Annotated in this window: 15 protein-coding genes; 9 read left to right on the forward strand and 6 right to left on the reverse strand. The window is 54.4% G+C overall.

Features of this window, described 5'->3' with window-relative positions; all coding sequences use genetic code 11:
* Positions 1-29 precede the first annotated feature (29 nt).
* On the reverse strand, positions 30-1,418 hold the full coding sequence (gene pntB, locus WB237_RS06675; protein ID WP_336211746.1) for a Re/Si-specific NAD(P)(+) transhydrogenase subunit beta: 1,389 nt from the start codon (positions 1,416-1,418) through the stop codon (positions 30-32).
* Positions 1,419-1,428: 10 nt separating this feature from the next.
* Positions 1,429-2,958, reverse strand: a complete 1,530-nt coding sequence (pntA, locus tag WB237_RS06680; protein ID WP_114979493.1) for a Re/Si-specific NAD(P)(+) transhydrogenase subunit alpha — start codon at positions 2,956-2,958, stop codon at positions 1,429-1,431.
* Positions 2,959-3,493: 535 nt separating this feature from the next.
* Between pntA and ydgH the strand changes: the two genes are divergently transcribed.
* From ydgH to folM, 3 genes are all read left to right on the forward strand, one after another.
* Complete coding sequence (ydgH, locus tag WB237_RS06685; protein ID WP_336211751.1) at positions 3,494-4,438, forward strand: DUF1471 family protein YdgH; 945 nt, start codon at positions 3,494-3,496, stop codon at positions 4,436-4,438.
* A 185-nt stretch (positions 4,439-4,623) separates the two neighbouring features.
* Positions 4,624-6,006: an amino acid permease gene (locus tag WB237_RS06690; protein ID WP_336211753.1), complete on the forward strand. Its 1,383-nt coding sequence runs from the start codon at positions 4,624-4,626 to the stop codon at positions 6,004-6,006.
* 39 nt (positions 6,007-6,045) lie between these two features.
* Positions 6,046-6,768 (forward strand): dihydromonapterin reductase, encoded by a 723-nt coding sequence (gene folM / locus WB237_RS06695; RefSeq protein ID WP_114979490.1) that lies wholly within the window; start codon positions 6,046-6,048, stop codon positions 6,766-6,768.
* Here folM and WB237_RS06700 read toward each other — a convergent pair.
* Positions 6,765-7,100, reverse strand: coding sequence for a GlpM family protein (locus WB237_RS06700; RefSeq protein ID WP_028017326.1), 336 nt, complete (start codon positions 7,098-7,100; stop codon positions 6,765-6,767). The two genes, folM and WB237_RS06700, sit on opposite strands and share 4 nt — an antisense overlap.
* Before the next feature lie 128 nt (positions 7,101-7,228).
* Here WB237_RS06700 and rstA point away from each other — a divergent pair, with 128 nt between their 5' ends.
* The 3 genes from rstA (at position 7,229) to tus (ending at position 10,271) form a co-directional block, all read left to right on the forward strand.
* The gene (gene rstA / locus WB237_RS06705; RefSeq protein ID WP_114979489.1) at positions 7,229-7,945 is read left to right on the forward strand and encodes a two-component system response regulator RstA; all 717 of its coding nucleotides are present in this window, start codon (positions 7,229-7,231) and stop codon (positions 7,943-7,945) included.
* Between the two features lie 24 nt (positions 7,946-7,969).
* A complete protein-coding gene (gene rstB / locus WB237_RS06710; protein ID WP_336211757.1) occupies positions 7,970-9,268 on the forward strand; it encodes a two-component system sensor histidine kinase RstB in 1,299 nt (432 codons plus the stop codon).
* A gap of 73 nt (positions 9,269-9,341) precedes the next feature.
* Positions 9,342-10,271 carry a DNA replication terminus site-binding protein gene (gene tus / locus WB237_RS06715; protein WP_336211759.1) on the forward strand — a complete coding sequence of 310 codons (930 nt, stop codon included), beginning with the start codon at positions 9,342-9,344 and terminating at the stop codon, positions 10,269-10,271.
* Here tus and fumC read toward each other — a convergent pair whose 3' ends face one another.
* The gene (gene fumC, locus WB237_RS06720) at positions 10,272-11,666 is read right to left on the reverse strand and encodes a class II fumarate hydratase (RefSeq protein ID WP_336211762.1); all 1,395 of its coding nucleotides are present in this window, start codon (positions 11,664-11,666) and stop codon (positions 10,272-10,274) included.
* A gap of 137 nt (positions 11,667-11,803) precedes the next feature.
* Positions 11,804-13,450 (reverse strand): class I fumarate hydratase FumA, encoded by a 1,647-nt coding sequence (fumA, locus tag WB237_RS06725; protein WP_114979485.1) that lies wholly within the window; start codon positions 13,448-13,450, stop codon positions 11,804-11,806.
* Between the two features lie 197 nt (positions 13,451-13,647).
* Between fumA and manA the strand changes: the two genes are divergently transcribed.
* Both manA and WB237_RS06735 read left to right on the forward strand, forming a co-directional pair.
* Positions 13,648-14,823, forward strand: a complete 1,176-nt coding sequence (gene manA, locus WB237_RS06730) for a mannose-6-phosphate isomerase (RefSeq protein ID WP_336211765.1) — start codon at positions 13,648-13,650, stop codon at positions 14,821-14,823.
* A 99-nt stretch (positions 14,824-14,922) separates the two neighbouring features.
* Complete coding sequence (locus tag WB237_RS06735) at positions 14,923-16,455, forward strand: YdgA family protein (protein WP_336211766.1); 1,533 nt, start codon at positions 14,923-14,925, stop codon at positions 16,453-16,455.
* A 55-nt stretch (positions 16,456-16,510) separates the two neighbouring features.
* Here WB237_RS06735 and WB237_RS06740 read toward each other — a convergent pair whose 3' ends face one another.
* Positions 16,511-17,539 (reverse strand): Mal regulon transcriptional regulator MalI, encoded by a 1,029-nt coding sequence (locus WB237_RS06740; protein WP_049006298.1) that lies wholly within the window; start codon positions 17,537-17,539, stop codon positions 16,511-16,513.
* Positions 17,540-17,716: 177 nt separating this feature from the next.
* On the opposite strand from WB237_RS06740, the gene malX reads away from it, so the two are divergent.
* Entirely contained in the window at positions 17,717-19,309 is a 1,593-nt protein-coding gene (gene malX, locus WB237_RS06745) for a maltose/glucose-specific PTS transporter subunit IIBC (RefSeq protein WP_336211769.1), read from the forward strand.
* Positions 19,310-19,340: the final 31 nt, after the last annotated feature.

Consider the following 19,340-nt stretch of genomic DNA (forward strand, 5'->3'; position numbering starts at 1 on the left):
GAGTTGGCGGCTTTTTCATTTAGTACAACTTACAGCGCCTTCAGAATCGCATCCACGCTGGCTTTGGCGTCGCCAAACAGCATATGGGTGTTCTCTTTGAAGAACAGCGGGTTCTGAACCCCGGCATAGCCAGTGTTCATGGAGCGTTTGAAGACAATGACGTTCTGCGCCTTCCACACTTCCAGAACTGGCATACCGGCAATTGGGCTACGCGGATCATCCTGTGCCGCCGGATTCACGGTGTCGTTAGCACCGATGACCAGCACGGTGTCGGTCTCGGCGAAATCATCGTTGATCTCGTCCATTTCCAGCACGATGTCGTAAGGCACTTTCGCTTCCGCCAGCAGTACGTTCATGTGACCAGGCAGACGCCCTGCCACCGGGTGAATACCAAAGCGAACCTTGATCCCGCGCGCGCGCAGCTTCTCAGTGATCTCCGCGACCGGATACTGAGCCTGTGCTACCGCCATGCCATAGCCTGGGGTGATAATGACTGAATGCGAGTTTTTCAGCATATCAGCAGTATCTTCCGCGTTAATCTCGCGGTGCTCGCCCACTTCTTCGTCAGAACCCGTCGAGGAACCATCAGAACCAAAACCACCGGCGATAACGCTGATGAACGAACGGTTCATCGCTTTACACATGATGTAAGACAGGATCGCACCGGAAGAACCCACCAGCGCACCGGTGACGATCAGCAGATCGTTGCTCAGCATAAAACCTGCCGCCGCTGCTGCCCAACCGGAGTAGGAGTTCAGCATAGAGACGACCACTGGCATATCCGCACCACCGATGGAGGCTACCAGGTGCCAGCCGAATGCCAGTGCAATAATGGTCATCACCAGCAACGCCAGTACCTGCAAGCCCACGCTTTCGGTACGCACGAAGACCACCATCAGTACAAACGACACCACCAGCGCCGCCAGGTTCAGCTTATGACGGTTTGGCAGCATCAGCGGTTTAGAGGAGATCTTCCCGCGCAGTTTACCGAACGCAACAATGGAACCGGTGAAGGTGACCGCACCGATGAAGATACCGAGGAATACTTCCGTCAGGTGGATATTCACCAGAATCGGTTCCAGACCCGGGGTGTGGTACAGGTAGCTGTTGAAGCCCACCAGCACCGCCGCCAGACCGACAAAGCTGTGCAGAATCGCAACCAGCTCCGGCATCTCGGTCATTTCAACGCGTTTCGCCAGACGAATACCAATCGCACCACCGATAATCATCGCCACCAGAATCCACGCAACGTTGCCGGTGTCCGGCCCGAAGATGGTGGCAATCAGCGCAATCGCCATCCCGGCGATACCAAAGTTATTACCCTGCTGAGACGTTTCGTGTTTGGAAAGTCCCGCCAGACTGAAAATAAACAGGATTGCAGCAACAATGTATGCGGCTGTCACTAATCCTCCAGACATATGCTACCCCTTAGCCTTTACGAAACATTTTCAGCATGCGCTGAGTCACGGTGAAACCACCGAAAATATTGATACTGGCGATCAACACCGCAACAAAGCTCAGGAAGCTGATCCAGCCGCCGTGACCAATCTGCAGTAACGCCCCAACCACGATAATCCCCGAGATGGCGTTGGTGACCGACATCAGTGGCGTATGCAAGGCATGGGAAACGTTCCACACCACGTAGTAACCCACCACGCAGGAGAGCGCGAAGACGGTAAAGTGGCCAAGGAACTCTTTCGGCGCAACGTTAGCCAGCCAGCCGAACAGAATAATCGCCAGCGCCATGATCGCGTATTTGCGCCACGGAGAAGCAGGTTTGGCAGGTTCTTTAGGTTCTGGTGCCGCTTTCGGTGCAGCCTGAGGCTGAGCAGAAACCTGAATAGGTGGCGCAGGCCAGGTGATTTCACCTTCACGAACCACGGTAACGCCACGTACGACCACATCGTCGAAATCAACGGTGACGTTGCCATCTTTCTCTTTGCAGAGCAGTTTCAGCAGGTTAACGAGGTTGGTGCCGTACAACTGAGAAGACTGCGTTGGCAGACGGCCTGGCAGATCGGTATAACCGATCACCTTCACACCGTTCGCGGTCGTTGTCACCTGATTCGGGACGGTATATTCACAGTTACCGCCGTTTTGCGCCGCCAGGTCGACAATCACGCTGCCAGGCTTCATGGAATCCACCATTTCACGGGTGATCAGCTTCGGCGCGGGTTTACCCGGGATCAGAGCGGTGGTCACAATAATGTCGACATCTTTCGCCTGTGCGGCGAAGAGCTCCATTTCCGCTTTGATAAAGGCTTCAGACATGACCTTGGCGTAACCATCACCACTGCCCGCTTCTTCCTTGAAGTCCAGTTCAAGGAATTCGGCACCCATACTTTGTACCTGTTCCTTAACCTCAGGACGGGTATCAAACGCGCGCACGATAGCCCCGAGGCTATTTGCTGCACCGATTGCAGCAAGACCTGCAACGCCCGCGCCAATCACCATCACTTTCGCCGGAGGGACTTTACCCGCCGCAGTGATTTGACCGGTAAAGAAGCGACCAAATTCATGGGCGGCTTCAACAATGGCGCGATAACCCGCGATGTTTGCCATGGAGCTTAACGCGTCCAGCGACTGCGCACGCGAAATACGCGGCACAGAATCCATGGCCATTACTGTCACGCCACGGGCCGCCAGCTTCTCCATCAGCTCAGGATTTTGCGCAGGCCAGATGAAACTCACCAGCGTCGTACCTGGATTGAGCAGCGAAATCTCACTCTCTTCCGGTGCGTTCACCTTCAGAATCACAGGTGACTGCCAGACTTCAGCACTGTCCACCACTTCCGCGCCAGCCTGGATGAAGGCTTCGTCATCGAAACTCGCCAGTTTGCCTGCGCCGCTTTCAACCGCGACGGTAAAACCCAGTTTAAGCAGTTGCTCCACCGTTTTCGGTGTTGCCGCTACGCGGGTTTCATTGGCTAACCGTTCTTTTGGTACCCCAATACGCATAGTTTTCCCTTCCATCGGTTTTTGATGATGGTTTGTCGATAAATGCCCGCGGTTTGTATCAATTTTCGCCATCACGATAGCGACGAGATATGATTAACCCCGGAAAATAAAACAGTAACAAACTGTCTATAACCTACTGAAAATAGCGCCCGTGATCTACCGCCAGAAAACACTATTTCTTACTTTATCTGTGAAAAATAAGCGATCGGCGTCACTGACAGTGATATTTACCTTAAATTCATCCCCGAAGCCGATAAATCACGCAAGCGAAGCGGTAAAAACATGATATAGCGCCATAACAGAACAAGTTATTAACATTAAATTAACTTGTAAAAGTCATAAGCTTTATCAGTTTTACTTGTCAAACGCCTGTTTTTTCAACATATCACTAAATGTTATCGAATTCGGTGATTCAGTAAGCACTGACAGTGAAAAATGCCGCAGACAGCGACAGGTTTTAAATGCCATAATCGGGACCGTCTCAAATTAACAACAATACCAGTGCATGGTTTGCGCAAGGCGAAGGATTATTTTTATGAAGCTTAAGAACACACTCCTGGCGTCCGCACTTCTCTCTGCGACCGCCCTGTCTGCGAATGCCGCAACAGAGTTAACGCCGGAGCAAGCGGCAGCGTTAAAACCTTTTGACCATACGGTCATTGTGGGTCGTTACAATTCCATTGGCGATGCCGTCGCCGCCGCATCAAAAGCCGCCGATAAAAATGGTGCGGCCTCGTTTTACGTTGTTGACCAGTCTGATTATGGCAACAGCGGTAATCAGCGCGTAACCATTGCGCTGTTCAAAGATAATGCACCGAAAGCTGATGCACCGAAAAACCGCGTGATTAATGGCATCGTTGAACTGCCAAAAGATCAAGCGATCGCATTGGAACCTTATGACACCGTCACCGTTCAGGGCTTCTATCGCAGCCAGCCTGAAGTAAACGATGCCATCACCAAAGCGGCGAAACAGAAAGGTGCGTACTCTTTCTATATCGTGCGTCAGGTAGATGCTAACCAGGGCGGCAACCAGCGCATTACCGCGTTCATCTATAAAGAAGATGCGAAAAAACGTGTTCTGCAAAGCCCGGATGTTATCCCGGCTGATTCCGAAGCAGGTCGCGCGGCAATAGCGAAAGGCGGTGAGGAAGCGAAGAAAGTTGAAATCCCTGGCGTAGCAACATCTGCTGCACCAAGCGCTGAAGTGGGCCGTTTCTTCGAAACGCAATCCACGAAAGGTGGCCGTTATTCCGTGACGCTGCCAGACGGTACCAAAATTGAAGAGCTGAACAACGCCACTGCTGCGCAGATGGTGCCGTTCGACAGCATCAAGTTTACCGGCAACTACGGCAACATGACGGAAGTCTCTTATCAGGTCGCGAAGCGTGCGGCGAAGAAAGGGGCGAAATACTACCACATCACCCGCCAGTGGCAGGAACGTGGCAACAACGTGACGATCAGCGCCGATCTCTACAAGTAACAAAATCATTGATCAAAGGCGGCGCAATGCCGCCTTTTTTTGTTACTTTTTTTGAATTTCTGCCACACGTCATTGCATGCTTTCGTTACACTCCGTAAAATCCCGCGCCTTAGTGTGATCCACCATTTTTATGCGCCTGTGCGAAATAATTATTCTGGATTTGGACTTTTCATAACAGGAAGCCAATGGAAAAGAAACTTGGCCTGAGTGCTCTGACTGCACTCGTTTTAAGCTCAATGCTGGGCGCGGGCGTATTCAGTTTACCGCAGAACATGGCGGCGGTGGCTAGCCCAGCCGCACTACTCATTGGCTGGGGTATCACCGGTATTGGGATATTGCTGCTGGCGTTCGCAATGTTGCTGCTGACCCGCATCCGACCGGATCTGGACGGCGGTATTTTCACCTATGCACGTGAAGGTTTTGGTGAGCTGATTGGCTTCTGCTCCGCATGGGGATACTGGTTATGCGCGGTTATCGCCAACGTCTCCTATCTGGTGATCGTCTTCTCGGCGCTGAGTTTCTTTACCGACACGCCTGAACTGCGTCTCTTTGGCGATGGTAACACCTGGCAGTCTATTGTGGGTGCCTCGGTACTGTTGTGGTTCGTTCACTGGCTGGTTTTACGTGGTGTACAAACAGCAGCCAGTATTAACCTCGTGGCTACCCTCGCGAAGCTGGTCCCGCTTGGTCTGTTTATCGTGCTGGCCTTTATTGCGTTCCGTATGGACGTATTTAAGCTCGATTTCACCGGCGTTGCGTTGGGCGTACCTGTCTGGGAACAGGTGAAAAACACGATGCTCATTACCCTGTGGGTGTTTATTGGTGTTGAAGGCGCGGTCGTGGTTTCCGCCCGGGCACGTAATAAACGCGATGTGGGCCGTGCAACTCTGCTGGCCGTACTGGCCGCGCTGGGGGTTTATCTGCTGGTGACGCTGCTGTCGCTGGGCGTGGTAGCACGTCCTGAGCTGGCCGGAATGCGTAACCCATCAATGGCAGGGCTGATGGTAAAAATGCTCGGTCCCTGGGGTGATGTGGTGATTGCTGCGGGGCTGATCATCTCCGTCTGTGGCGCATACCTGAGCTGGACCATCATGGCCGCTGAAGTCCCGTTCCTGGCCTCCACGCACAAAGCGTTTCCACGCCTGTTTGCCCGTCAGAACAAAAACAGTGCGCCGTCCGCGTCACTCTGGCTGACTAACATCAGCGTGCAGGTCTGTCTGGTGCTGATCTGGCTCACAGGTTCTGACTATAACACTCTGCTGACCATCGCCTCAGAGATGATTCTGGTACCCTATTTCTTAGTGGGCGCGTATTTGTTAAAAATCGCCACACGCCCGGCGCACTATGTTGTGGGTGTAGGAGCCTGTATTTACGGTCTGTGGTTGTTGTATGCTTCCGGGCCTATGCATTTGCTGCTGTCTGTAGTGTTATATGCACCGGGTTTGCTGGTGTTTATCTATGCACGCCGCACGCATCAGCTGGAAAACGCACTTAAACGCCGCGAGATGGCCTTAATCGGACTGTTACTGGTTGCAGCTTTACCGGCAACCTGGATGTTAATGGGATAGCATCGCCTTTCCCATTGTTGAACTGTAAAGGAGAATACGATGGGAAATGCACAGCTTCGCCCAATACTGATTACCGGTGGAGGCCGCCGTATCGGCCTCGCCCTTGCCCATCATTTTCTCAACCTTCGCCATCCGGTCATCGTCAGTTATCGTACTGAATATCCCTCTATCGAAGGATTACGAAAAGCAGGAGCTGTTTGCATTCAGGCGGATTTTTCGACCGATGAAGGCATTCTGGCCTTTGCGGATAAAGTGAAGTCCACCACAACGGGGCTGCGTGCCATTATCCATAACGCCAGTGCATGGCGTGCCGAAAAGCCCGGCACATCGCTCAGCGAAACGCTCTCTGCCATGTTACAGATCCACGTTAATACGCCCTATTTGCTTAATCACGCGCTGCAGGATCTGCTGCGCGGCCACGGGCATGCTGCGGGCGACATTATCCATTTTACCGATTATGTGGTGGAGCGAGGCAGCGACAAGCACATTGCCTATGCCGCCAGTAAAGCCGCACTGGATAACATGACACGCTCATTTGCCCGCAAACTCGCGCCCGAAGTGAAGGTAAATGCCATCGCCCCGGCAATGATATTATTTAACGAAACCGATGATGCGGAGTATCGCCAGCAGGCGCTGAACAAGTCGTTGATGAAAATCGCCCCAGGCGAAAAAGAGGTGATTGACCTTGTGGATTACCTGCTCACCAGTTGCTACGTCACCGGCAGAACCTTTGCCGTAGACGGGGGCCGACCACTGCGCTAGTGAAAGCGGCTCCAGAAGAAGATTAACACCCAGGCGCTGAGCCCCCAGCAGACCACTGCCCCGCTCAGCGCCAGGGGAAGTCGCAGAAAACCAGTGAAATACCAGAGCGATAACAGGTAGAGGAAATACGGGATGATAGACCACATGCCAAACACGATGGTCGTTCGCAATGCTTCTGTGCCCCGTTCAGAGGCCACAATATAGTGTGCAATGAGCGCAAAAGTCGGGAAGAGTGGGATCAGCCCGGCAATATAATAATTTTTGGTTTTAGCCAGGATGCCAATCAATAACACCACCAGCGCCCCAAGTGCGGCCTTAATCACCAGCCCCATACTTTTCCCTATAACAATCAAGTAACAATATGAGTCAGAATAACGGAACTGACGCTAATTTTGAAAGATTAATGGAAGGTTAAGGTTCTGCGGTGTATGTTGGCATTTTTCACGATAACAGACGTTGTATGAATAAGATTGTTTATGTTGAAGACGAACCCGAAGTCGGGCAATTGATTGCCGCCTATCTGGGTAAACATGATATGGACGTCATTGTTGAACCTCGTGGCGATCGCGCCGAAGAGGTTGTCGTGCGTGAAAACCCGGACCTTGTACTCCTGGATATCATGTTGCCAGGAAAAGACGGCATGACGCTCTGCCGTGACCTTCGCGCCCGCTGGGAGGGGCCAATCGTCCTGCTCACTTCACTGGACAGCGATATGAACCATATTCTGTCGCTGGAGATGGGTGCCAATGACTACATTCTGAAAACCACCCCCCCTGCCGTTCTGCTCGCGCGCCTGCGTCTTCATTTACGCCAGCACGCCAGCATTGAACGCGAAGCGCCTGCTCCGTCACTGACGCCGCACAAAGCGATGCGTTTTGGTACGCTTTCCATTGATCCGATCAACCGTCAGGTACTGCTTTCCGACGAGCTTATTGCGCTCTCGACCGCAGATTTTGACCTGCTTTGGGAGCTGGCAACCCATGCCGGGCAAATCATGGATCGTGATGCGCTGCTGAAAAACCTGCGTGGGGTGAGTTATGACGGCATGGATCGCAGCGTTGATGTTGCGATATCGCGTCTGCGCAAAAAGTTGCAGGATAACGCTACCGAGCCGTACCGTATTAAAACCGTGCGTAACAAGGGCTACCTGTTTGCTCCGCACGCCTGGGAAACCTGATTATTTCATCATCCGGAATCGTTAATGAAAAAGCTGTTTGTGCAGTTTTATCTTCTGCTGTTTGTCTGCTTCCTGGTGATGACCATGCTGGTCGGGCTGGTCTATAAGTTCACCGCCGAACGTGCAGGCAGGCAGTCGCTGGACGATCTGATGAAAAGCTCGCTGTATCTGATGCGCAGCGAGCTGAGAGAGATCCCACCGCACGACTGGGCGAAAACCCTGAAAGAGCTGGATCTGAACCTGTCGTTTGATTTACGCATCGAGCCGTTGAAAGATTTCGATCTGGACGCGCCCACCATGCAACGTCTGCGCGACGGGGACATTGTCGCGCTGGATGAGAAATATACCTTTATCCAGCGCATTCCGCGCAGCCATTACGTGTTGGCTGTCGGGCCGGTGCCCTACCTCTATTATCTGCACCAGATGCGTCTGCTGGATATGGCGCTGATGGCCTTCATCGCCATTTCACTCGCGTTTCCGGTTTTTATCTGGATGCGACCACACTGGCAGGACATGCTGAAACTGGAATCCGCCGCACAGCGTTTTGGCGAGGGACATTTTACCGAACGTATTCACTTCGACAGCGGTTCCAGCTTTGAACGTCTGGGTGTGGCCTTTAACCAGATGGCCGATAACATCAACGCCCTTATCGCCAGTAAGAAGCAGTTGATCGACGGGATTGCACACGAACTGCGGACGCCGCTGGTTCGCCTGCGCTATCGTCTTGAGATGAGCGAGAATCTGACGGAAGCGGAATCTCAGGCTCTGAATCGCGATATTGGCCAGCTTGAAGCGCTGATTGAAGAACTGCTGACCTACGCGCGCCTCGACCGCCCGCAGAACGAACTGAACCTCAGCACGCCGGATCTGCCTGACTGGCTGCAAACTCACATTGATGATGTGCAGAGCGTGAACCCACAGCGCACGCTGTTGACCCGCGTTACCTCAGGTGATTATGGCGCGCTCGATATGCGCCTGATGGAGCGCGTGCTGGACAACCTGATCAACAACGCCATGCGGTACAGCGATAGCACATTGCAGATTAGCCTGGATCTGCAGGGCAATCAGGCCCGCCTGACTGTAGAAGACGACGGGCCGGGAATTGCCCCGGAAGCGCGAGAAACGGTGTTTGAACCGTTTGTGCGTCTCGATCCCAGCCGCGATCGCGCCACTGGCGGATGCGGCCTGGGGCTGGCGATTGTCTACTCTATCGCACAGGCGATGGGCGGCACGGTGCATTGCGAGGAGAGCGAGCTCGGCGGCGCGCGCTTCTGCTTTAGCTGGCCGGTATACCATAGCATCGCCCTTCCCGTTCCTGCCTGACCTCAACCGCACGCTGGCCTGACCCGGCGTGCTGTGCTATATGATAAGTATGTTGTAACTAATGAGTATGTTTATGGCGACTTACGATCTCATCGAAAGGCTCAACAGCACCTTTCGCGAAATAGAACATGAGTTACTTACGCTGACAGAACGCTTTCAAACCTGCCGCCTGCTGGCCGCGCGCGTCTTTACCCTACCGGATGTGGCCAAAGGGGCAGAACATGATCCGCTGGATACCATCGACGTGAAACAGCATATCGGCAAAGCCGCATTTGAACTGGCACTAAAACATTATCGTCACCTATTTATTCAGCAGCAGTCAGAACAACGCAGCAGTAAGGCGGCCGTTCGCCTGCCAGGCGTGATCTGCCTGCAAACCGATGCGACAACGCGTGAGGCGCTGGAAAGTCAGATTGCGTATATCAACGACCTGAAAGCGGCATTTGAAAAGATCATCACTGAAGAGTCAGGCCTGGCCCCTGCCGCCCGGTTCGAGTGGGTGCACCGCCAGCTTCCGGGGCTGATTACCCTGAACGCCTATCGCACGCTGACGGTACTGCGTCACCCCGCCACGCTACGCTTCGGCTGGGCCAATAAGCACATCATTAAAAACTTCACCCGGGATGAGATTCTGGCGCAACTGGAAAAAAGTCTAAAGACGCCGCGCACCGTAGCCCCGTGGTCGCGGGAACAGTGGATTGAACGCCTGGAGCAGGAGTATCACAGCATCGCCTCGCTACCGGCGGACACGCGCCTCAAAATAAAGCGCCCGGTGAAGGTCCAGCCTATCGCGCGTGTCTGGTATTCCGGTCAACAGAAACAGGTGCAGTATGCCTGTCCGACACCGCTGATTGCGCTTTACGATGCCGATCAGGGTGCTATCGTGCCGGATATCGGTGAACTTCTGAATTACGATGCTGAAAATATCCAGCACCGTTACAGACCTCAGGCGCAGCCGCTACAGCTGATTATTCCGCGGCTGCACCTGTATGTGGCGGGATGATTATTTCAGACTGCCGACCATCGCTTCCGGACGAACCCAGGCGTCAAATTCCGCCTCCGTCAGGTAGCCCAACGCCAGGGCGGAGGCTTTCAGCGTCATCCCCTCTTTATGCGCTTTTTTGGCGATCTCAGCGGCTTTATCGTAGCCGATATGGGTATTGAGCGCGGTCACCAGCATCAAAGACTCGTTGAGCAACTGGCTGATGCGCTCGCGGTTTGGCTCAATGCCTACCGCACAGTGCTCGTTAAAGCTTTCCATCCCGTCCGCCAGCAGCCGAATGGATTGCAGAACGTTGTGGATCACCATTGGGCGATAAACGTTCAGCTCGAAGTTACCGGATGCGCCTCCCATGTTAACGGCCACGTCGTTGCCCATCACCTGACAGCAAAGCATAGTCATGGCTTCGCACTGGGTCGGGTTCACTTTACCTGGCATGATGGAGCTGCCCGGCTCGTTTTCCGGAATGCTGATTTCACCGATACCGCAGCGCGGCCCCGAAGCCAGCCAGCGTACGTCGTTGGCAATTTTCATCAGCGAGGCCGCCAGCCCTTTCAGCGCGCCGTGGGTGTGGACCAGCGCATCGCAGGTCGCCAGTGCTTCGAACTTATTAGGTGCCGTCACAAACGGTTGTCCGGTCATGGCGGCAAGCTCCTCAGCCACGCGCACCGCATATTCAGGGTGAGTATTTAACCCGGTGCCCACCGCCGTACCACCGAGCGCCAGCTCCGCCAGATGTGGCAGGCTGTATTCAATGTGCTTCAGGTTATGCTCCAGCATCGCCACCCAGCCGGAAATCTCCTGGCCGAGGGTCAGCGGCGTGGCGTCCTGCAGATGGGTGCGACCAATTTTGACGATATCGCGGAAAGCCTGTGCTTTTTCGTTGAGCGTGGATTTCAGAAGGTTGAGCTGCGGGATAAGCTGCTCGCGAATAGCGATGACCGCCGCCACGTGCATTGCCGTCGGGAACACGTCGTTCGAACTTTGGCTCTTGTTCACGTCATCATTCGGGTGAACCTTACGCTCCATACCACGCACGCCGCCCAGCAGCTCGCTTGCGCGGTTTGCCAGCACTTCGTTCATGTTCATGTTGCTTTGCGTGCCGGAACCGGTCTGCCAGATGGCCAGGGGGTATTCATCAGGGTGCTTGCCTGCCAGCACCTCATCAGCCGCGCTGATGATGGCCGAGGCTTTTTCTGCCGCCAGCAACCCTAAGTCCTGATTCACTTTGGCTGCGGCGCGTTTCGTCAGTGCCAGCGCCTGAATCAGCGAAACGGGCATTTTCTCAGTTGAGATGCGGAAGTGTTCCAGCGAACGTTGGGTTTGTGCGCCCCAAAGTTTGTCGGCCGGGACGTCGATCGCGCCCATAGAATCTGTTTCGCGACGATGCGTTGTCATTACTTTCTCCTTGATAACAAAGATGGGATTGCTCACATGCTTAAGAGATAAGTATTGATGGCTTCTGAATTACTGTATGGCGCTTTGTGCGCTCTTTTTTAGTGTCGGGTGGCGTTGACGCCACCCGGCTTTTTATCTTACTTCACACACGCCGAACACTGGGAAGACTGGATCTGTTTGAAGAAGTCGTTACCTTTGTCATCCACAAGGATAAACGCCGGGAAATCTTCCACTTCAATTTTCCAGATCGCTTCCATACCCAGTTCCGGGTATTCCACGCACTCCAGGCTCTTGATGCTGCCCTGCGCCAGCACGGCTGCCGGGCCGCCGATGCTGCCGAGGTAGAAGCCGCCGTGCTTGTGGCAGGCGTCCGTCACCTGCTGGCTGCGGTTGCCTTTCGCCAGCATGATCATGCTGCCGCCGTTGGCCTGCAGCTGGTCAACGTACGAGTCCATACGGCCTGCCGTGGTTGGGCCTAACGAACCGGAAGCATAACCTTCTGGCGTTTTCGCCGGGCCTGCGTAGTAGATCGGGTGATCTTTAATGTACTGCGGTAATCCTTCGCCGTTGTCCAGACGCTCTTTCAGCTTCGCGTGCGCGATGTCGCGTCCGACGATAATCGTGCCGTTCAGGGAGAGACGCGTCGACACCGGATACTGCGAAAGCTGCGCCAGGATCTCTTTCATCGGACGGTTCAGATCAACGCGAACCGCTTCACCCTCACCTGCTTTACGCAGTTCTTCCGGAATGTACTTACCTGGGTTGTTTTCCAGTTTTTCGATCCACACACCTTCGCGGTTGATCTTGGCCTTGATGTTGCGATCCGCAGAGCAGGACACGCCCATCCCGACCGGGCAGGATGCGCCGTGACGCGGCAAACGGATCACGCGTACATCGTGAGCAAAATATTTGCCGCCAAACTGCGCCCCCAGGCCCAGATTACGTGCTTCTTCCAGCAATTCCTGCTCAAGCTGCACGTCGCGGAACGCCTGGCCGTGCTCGTTCCCTTCCGTTGGCAGGCCATCGTAGTATTTGGTTGAGGCCAACTTGACGGTCTTCAGCGTGCTTTCAGCCGAGGTACCGCCGATCACGAAGGCAATATGGTACGGCGGGCACGCTGCGGTGCCGAGGGTGCGCATCTTCTCAACCAGGTAGTTCTTAAGCTTGCCCGGAGTGAGCAGCGCTTTGGTTTCCTGGTAGAGATAGGTTTTGTTGGCTGAACCGCCGCCTTTGGCGATGCAGAGGAATTTGTACTCGTCACCGTCCACGCTATAGAGGTCAATCTGCGCAGGCAGGTTGGTGCCAGTGTTAACCTCTTTGTACATATCCAGCGCCGCGTTTTGCGAATAGCGAAGGTTATCTTCGGTGTAGGTGTTGTAGACGCCGTGCGCCAGCGCCGCTTCGTCACCGCCGCCGGTCCAGACGCGCTGGCCTTTTTTACCGACAATGATTGCCGTGCCAGTATCCTGACAGGTCGGCAGAACGCCTTTGGCTGCGATATCGGAGTTACGCAGGAATTGCAGGGCAACGTATTTATCGTTCTCACTGGCCTGCGGGTCGCTCAGGATATCGGCAACCTGCTGCTGATGCGCAGGGCGGAGCATAAACGAGGCATCATGGAACGCATGCTGCGCCAGCAGCGTCAGCGCCTGTGGGTCCACCTTGAGGATCTCCTGTCCTTCAAACTCAGAGACGGAGACGTGATCGCGGGTTAACAGGTAATACTCGGTCTGATCCTTACTCAGCGGGAAAGGATCCTGATAATGAAAGGGTTTATTCGACATTGTTCTCTCACTTACTGCTTCAGTCTGATTATTTGGGCAGATGTTCCGCTGCCCGCTTAAAAGCGAGTCAGCTTATCCTACACAATTTTTTAACAAAAACTGAGACTAGTACGACTTTTTACATCCGCAGGTTACTTCCACGTGGTTTATTGCTTTAATACCCGGAGTTAATTCCACATTTGAATCAGGGCTTGATAATGCAAAAACTCATTAACTCAGTGCAAAACTACGCCTGGGGAAGTAAAACTGCGTTAACGGATCTCTACGGTATCGCGAACCCGAACAACCTGCCGATGGCAGAACTGTGGATGGGGGCGCACCCGAAGAGCAGCTCAAAAATTGAAGATGCCAGCGGCCAGATTCGCGCTCTGCGCGACGTCATTGATGCCGATAAAGGCGCGCTGCTGGGCGACAAGGTTGCCAGCCGTTTTGGTGAGTTGCCGTTCCTGTTTAAAGTACTGTGCGCCGACCAGCCGCTCTCCATTCAGGTTCACCCGAATAAGAAAGCCTCTGAGATTGGCTTCGCCAAAGAGAACGCAGCAGGTATTCCGTTAGATGCCGCCGAGCGTAACTATAAAGATCCTAACCATAAGCCGGAGCTGGTCTTTGCGCTGACCCCGTTCCTGGCGATGAATGCGTTCCGCGAGTTTTCAGAGATCATCTCCCTGCTGCAACCTGTCGCAGGTGCCAACAAGGCTATCGCCCACTTCCTCAATAACCCGAACGCAGACACGCTGAGCCAGCTGTTTGCCAGCCTGCTTAACATGCAGGGTGAAGAGAAATCGCACGCGCTGGCGGTGCTTAAAGCAGCGCTAAACACGCAGCAAGGTGAACCGTGGGAGACTATCCGTCTGATTTCCGAATTCTACCCGGACGACAGCGGTCTGTTCTCTCCGCTGCTGCTGAACGTGGTGAAGCTGAACCCGGGCGAAGCGATGTTCCTGTTTGCCGAAACGCCTCACGCCTATCTGCAGGGTGTCGCCCTGGAGGTAATGGCCAACTCCGACAACGTGCTGCGCGCGGGTCTGACGCCGAAATACATCGATATTCCTGAGCTGGTTGCCAATGTGAAGTTCGTGGCGAAACCGGCCGGAGAACTGCTGACTCAGCCGGTGAAAAACGGCGCAGAGCTGGACTTCCCTATCCCAGTTGAGGATTTTGCTTTCTCACTACACGACCTGAGCCAGAAAGAAACGACCATCGCGCAGGAGAGCGCGGCGATCCTGTTCTGCGTAGAGGGCGAAGCGGTGCTGCATAAGGGAGAACAGCGTCTGGTGCTCAAGCCGGGCGAATCGGCTTTCGTTGCGGCCAATGAATCTCCGGTTAGCATTAGCGGTAAAGGCCGCCTGGCGCGCGTTTTTAATAAGCTATAGGGACTTACTGAATTTTTTAACAACTCTTGCTAAGCTAGTTGCTGGTTTTATATCTCCGGGCGGTGTCTACCGCCTGGTTTCATTTTAGGGATAGTCGCAATGAAAAAATCGGTCGTAGCGGTTGGAGTGATTGTAGCGTTAGGCGTGGTCTGGACAGGTGCCTCCTGGTTTACCGGGAAACAGCTGGAAGGCCGTCTGGCTGAGATGGTGGCACAGGCTAACAGCGAGCTTAAACGCAACGCGCCGGAAGCCGGTCTTGAGCTGAGCTACCAGAATTATCAGCGCGGTGTATTCACCAGCCATATGCAGGTTGTGGTGAAGCCGGTTACCGGTTCTGAAAACGGCTGGCTAAAACCTGGCCAGAGTGTGGTGCTGAATGAGGTGGTGAGCCACGGTCCGTTGCCTCTGGCGCAGTTGAAGTCCTTTAACCTGATCCCGTCAATGGCATCCGTTCACACCGTACTGGTGAACAACGACCTGACCAAACCGCTGTTTGACCTGGCGAAGAATGAATCACCTTTCGAGATTAACACCCGCATCAGTTATGCCGGTGACACGAGTTCCGATATTGCCCTGAAAGCGCTGAACTACGAGAAAGAGAATGAGAAAGTCGCCTTCAGCGGCGGTAACTTCAAGCTTGATGCTGACCGCGACGGAAACGTGTTCTCCCTGACGGGTGAAGCGGAAAGTGGCCTGGTCAATGCCGTAAACGAATACAACCAAAAAGTTCAGCTCACCTTCAATAATCTGAAAGCCGACGGCAATAGCCGAATGACTGATTTTAAAGAGCGTATCGGCGATCAAAAACTCTCAATTGCTAAGATTGCAATTGCGGTTGAAGGCAAGGAAATGGCCGTACTGGAAGGTATGGATGTCGATGGTAAATCTGACGTTTCCAAAGACGGTAAGAGTATCAATACTCAACTGGATTACACGCTGAAGAGCCTGAAAGTGCAGAATCAGGATCTGGGAACCGGCAAACTCTCACTGAAGATCGGCAATATTGACGGTCAGGCGTGGCATGAGTTTAGCCAGAAATACAGCAAAGAGAGCCAGGCGCTGCTGACCGATACCGCGCTGCAGCAAAACCCGGAAGAGTATCAGCAGCAGGCGATAGCGGTGCTGTTCAATAACCTGCCGATCCTGCTGAAAGGCGAGCCGGTGATAACCGTTTCACCGCTGAGCTGGAAAAACAGCAAAGGTGAAACCAACTTTAACCTGTCTCTTTTCCTGAAAGATCCGGCAACTGCCACGGGTGAACCGCAAACGCTGGCACAGGAAGTGGATCGCAGCGTGAAGTCTCTCGACAGCAAGCTGACCATCCCTATGGAGATGGCAACCGAGTTTATGACACAGATTGCGAAGCTTGAAGGCTACGGCGACGAAGACGCCGGCAAACTGGCGAACCAGCAGGTGAAAGGCCTGGCGGCGATGGGCCAGATGTTCCGCATCACCAAAGTGGAAAACAACACGATCTCTACCAGCCTGCAGTACGCCAACGGCCAGGTCACGCTTAACGGCGACAAAATGCCGCTGGAAGACTTCGTCGGCATGTTTGGTATGCCTGCTCTGGGGATGCCGGACCCGGCTGAACCGGCAGCGCCAGCCGAACCGACTGCACCTCAGCAGTAAACAACAAAAACCCCTCGCAAGAGGGGTTTTTTATTGCCGGGCAGCGCTGACGCTTCTATTTCACCGTCACCAACCGCGCCGCCACAATCTGGTGCCCGGCCTGGACATCCGTATTCTCGATGCGCTGCATGATCCTGTCTGCCAGCGTGTAGCCCATCTCCCGCGCGGGCGTCGTGGCCCAGACGATTGGAAGATCGTCCAGCGCGTTTTCGCCGACGTCGGCAAATGCCCCGAGCGCCACCTGATGGCCGAAGAAGGTTTCTACCCCGCCCTCGCCGCTCTGACGACCGGCGCGGATCAGCCCAAACCAGGCTCCCATGGCAATCACGTCGTTATAGCAAATCACGGCGCTGATCGTCGGGCTGCTACGCAACAACGCGCTTATCGCTTCCGCCGCTTTCTTCTGGCTGGATTCGCACTCAACGACCCATTCACTGTGGAATGGCAGGCCGTATTTAATCAGCGTCGCGCAGTAGCCGCCTACCCGCTCGGCGCGCGTCAGGGACGAACTTTTGCCGCCGAGCCAGGCAATGCGCTGATGACCGCGACGAATAAGATGTTCGGTTAACATTTGTGCGGCCTGCATATTGTCCGGGCGCAGCGTATCAGCCTCATCCAGGTAGCTGGCGCGCGAGGCAAAGACCAAAGGCACACCTTTTTCGGCGGCTCGTTCACACAGCTCACTGCCCACGCCTGACGCCCCGGCGACGATCACCCCGTCGACACCCTGGTTAAGCAACATATCCAGGCGGGAAAGCAGCTGATCGGCTTCACGACCACCGTGCAGCAGGAAGACCATCCGTCCTTGCGCTTCAAGCGCCTCCGTTAACCCTGCGGTCAGTTCTGCATAGAAGGGAGACGTCAGGTCGCGGACAATCAAACCGATCACCCCGCTTTGCCCACCGCGCAGCGCCGATGCCTGCCGATTACGCACAAAGCCCAGTTGCTCAACCGCCTCGTTCACCCGCTGGCCGGTCGCAGGAGAGATCCGCCCTTTCCCGCTCAGCACCAGAGAAACGGTACTGACGGAAACACCCGCCGCCAGCGCAACATCGTTGATGGTGATTTTTTTCGCTACAGCCATGTGTTGGCGTGACTCCCTGAAATGAGATCGGTAAAACGTTTTATCAAACTGTTATCTTTATACTACCAGTCAAAGCCAGAGAATGTGATTTAGCGCGCACTAAACTTTGATAAAACGTTTTATCTTCTCGCAGCATTGAAGCAGATAAACTGATTTTAACAATAAAGGAGTCGTTTTATGACGGCGAAAGCAGCACAAAAAATATCGCTGTGGGAGTTTTTCCAGCAACTGGGTAAAACCTTTATGCTGCCCGTGGCACTCCTCTCGTTCTGCGGGATCATGCTCGGGATCGGCAGTTCACTCAGCAGTAAAGACGTCATCACGCTGATCCCGTTCCTCGGCGCGCCAGTGCTGCAGGCGATCTTTATCTGGATGAGTAAGGTCGGCTCCTTTGCCTTCAGTTTCCTGCCCGTGATGTTCTGTATTGCTATCCCGCTGGGTCTGGCGCGCGAGAATAAAGGCGTGGCCGCATTTGCCGGTTTTGTGGGTTACGCGGTGATGAACCTGGCCGTTAACTTCTGGCTGACCGCGAAAGGCATTCTGCCTACCACCAACGCCGCGGTGCTGAAAGCTAACAACATACAGAGCGTGATTGGTATCCAGTCTATTGATACCGGGATCCTCGGTGCGGTGATCGCCGGGGTGATCATCTGGATGTTGCACGAACGCTTCCACAATATCCGTCTGCCGGATGCGCTGGCGTTCTTCGGTGGTACCCGCTTTGTGCCGATTATTACCCTGGTGGTAATGGGTCTGTTTGGTTTGATCATTCCGCTGATCTGGCCAGTCTTTGCGATGGGTATCAACGGCATTGGGCGCATCATTAACGGCGCGGGAGATTTTGGACCGATGATCTTCGGTACCGGTGAACGCCTGCTGCTGCCGTTTGGCCTGCAACATATCCTGGTGGCCCTGATCCGCTTCACCGAAGCGGGTGGTACCATGGAGGTGTGCGGTCACGATGTGAGCGGTGCACTGACTATCTTCCAGGCACAGTTAAGCTGCCCAACTACGCACGGCTTCTCCGAAAGCGCAACCCGCTTCCTGTCTCAGGGGAAAATGCCTGCCTTCCTCGGCGGCCTTCCTGGCGCTGCGCTGGCAATGTACCACTGTGCACGCCCGGAGAATCGTCATAAAATTAAAGGCCTGCTGATTTCCGGCGTGATCGCCTGCGTGGTAGGCGGTACCACTGAGCCAATCGAATTCCTGTTCCTGTTCGTCGCACCGGTGCTGTATCTCATCCACGCCGTGCTGACCGGTCTGGGCTTTACCGTGATGGCGGTACTGGGCGTTACCATCGGCAACACCGACGGCAACGTGATCGACTTCGTGGTGTTCGGTATTCTGCACGGCCTGTCCACCAAGTGGTATCTGGTGCCGGTCGTGGCGGCTATCTGGTTCGCGGTGTATTACGGTATCTTCCGCTTCGCCATCACCCGCTTTAATCTGAAAACGCCAGGTCGTGATACCGATACAGCGAGCAATGTTGAGCAGGCTGTTGCCGGGACCGTGGGTAAATCCGGCTATAACACCCCTGCTATTCTGGCGGCGCTGGGCGGTGCGGATAACATCACCTCTCTGGATAACTGCATTACCCGTCTGCGTCTGTCGGTGGCGGATATGTCGAAAGTAGACACCAACGCCCTGAAAGCCAACCGGGCCATCGGCGTGGTGCAACTAAATCAGCACAATTTGCAGGTGGTTATCGGCCCACAGGTACAGTCAGTGAAAGATGAGCTGGCGACCCTGATGCGAACTGTCGAAGCCTGATGCCTCAGCCCCCTCACCATGAGGGGGTTTT

The organism is Enterobacter sp. P82, from assembly GCF_037053385.1.
Classification (GTDB): Bacteria; Pseudomonadota; Gammaproteobacteria; order Enterobacterales; family Enterobacteriaceae; genus Enterobacter.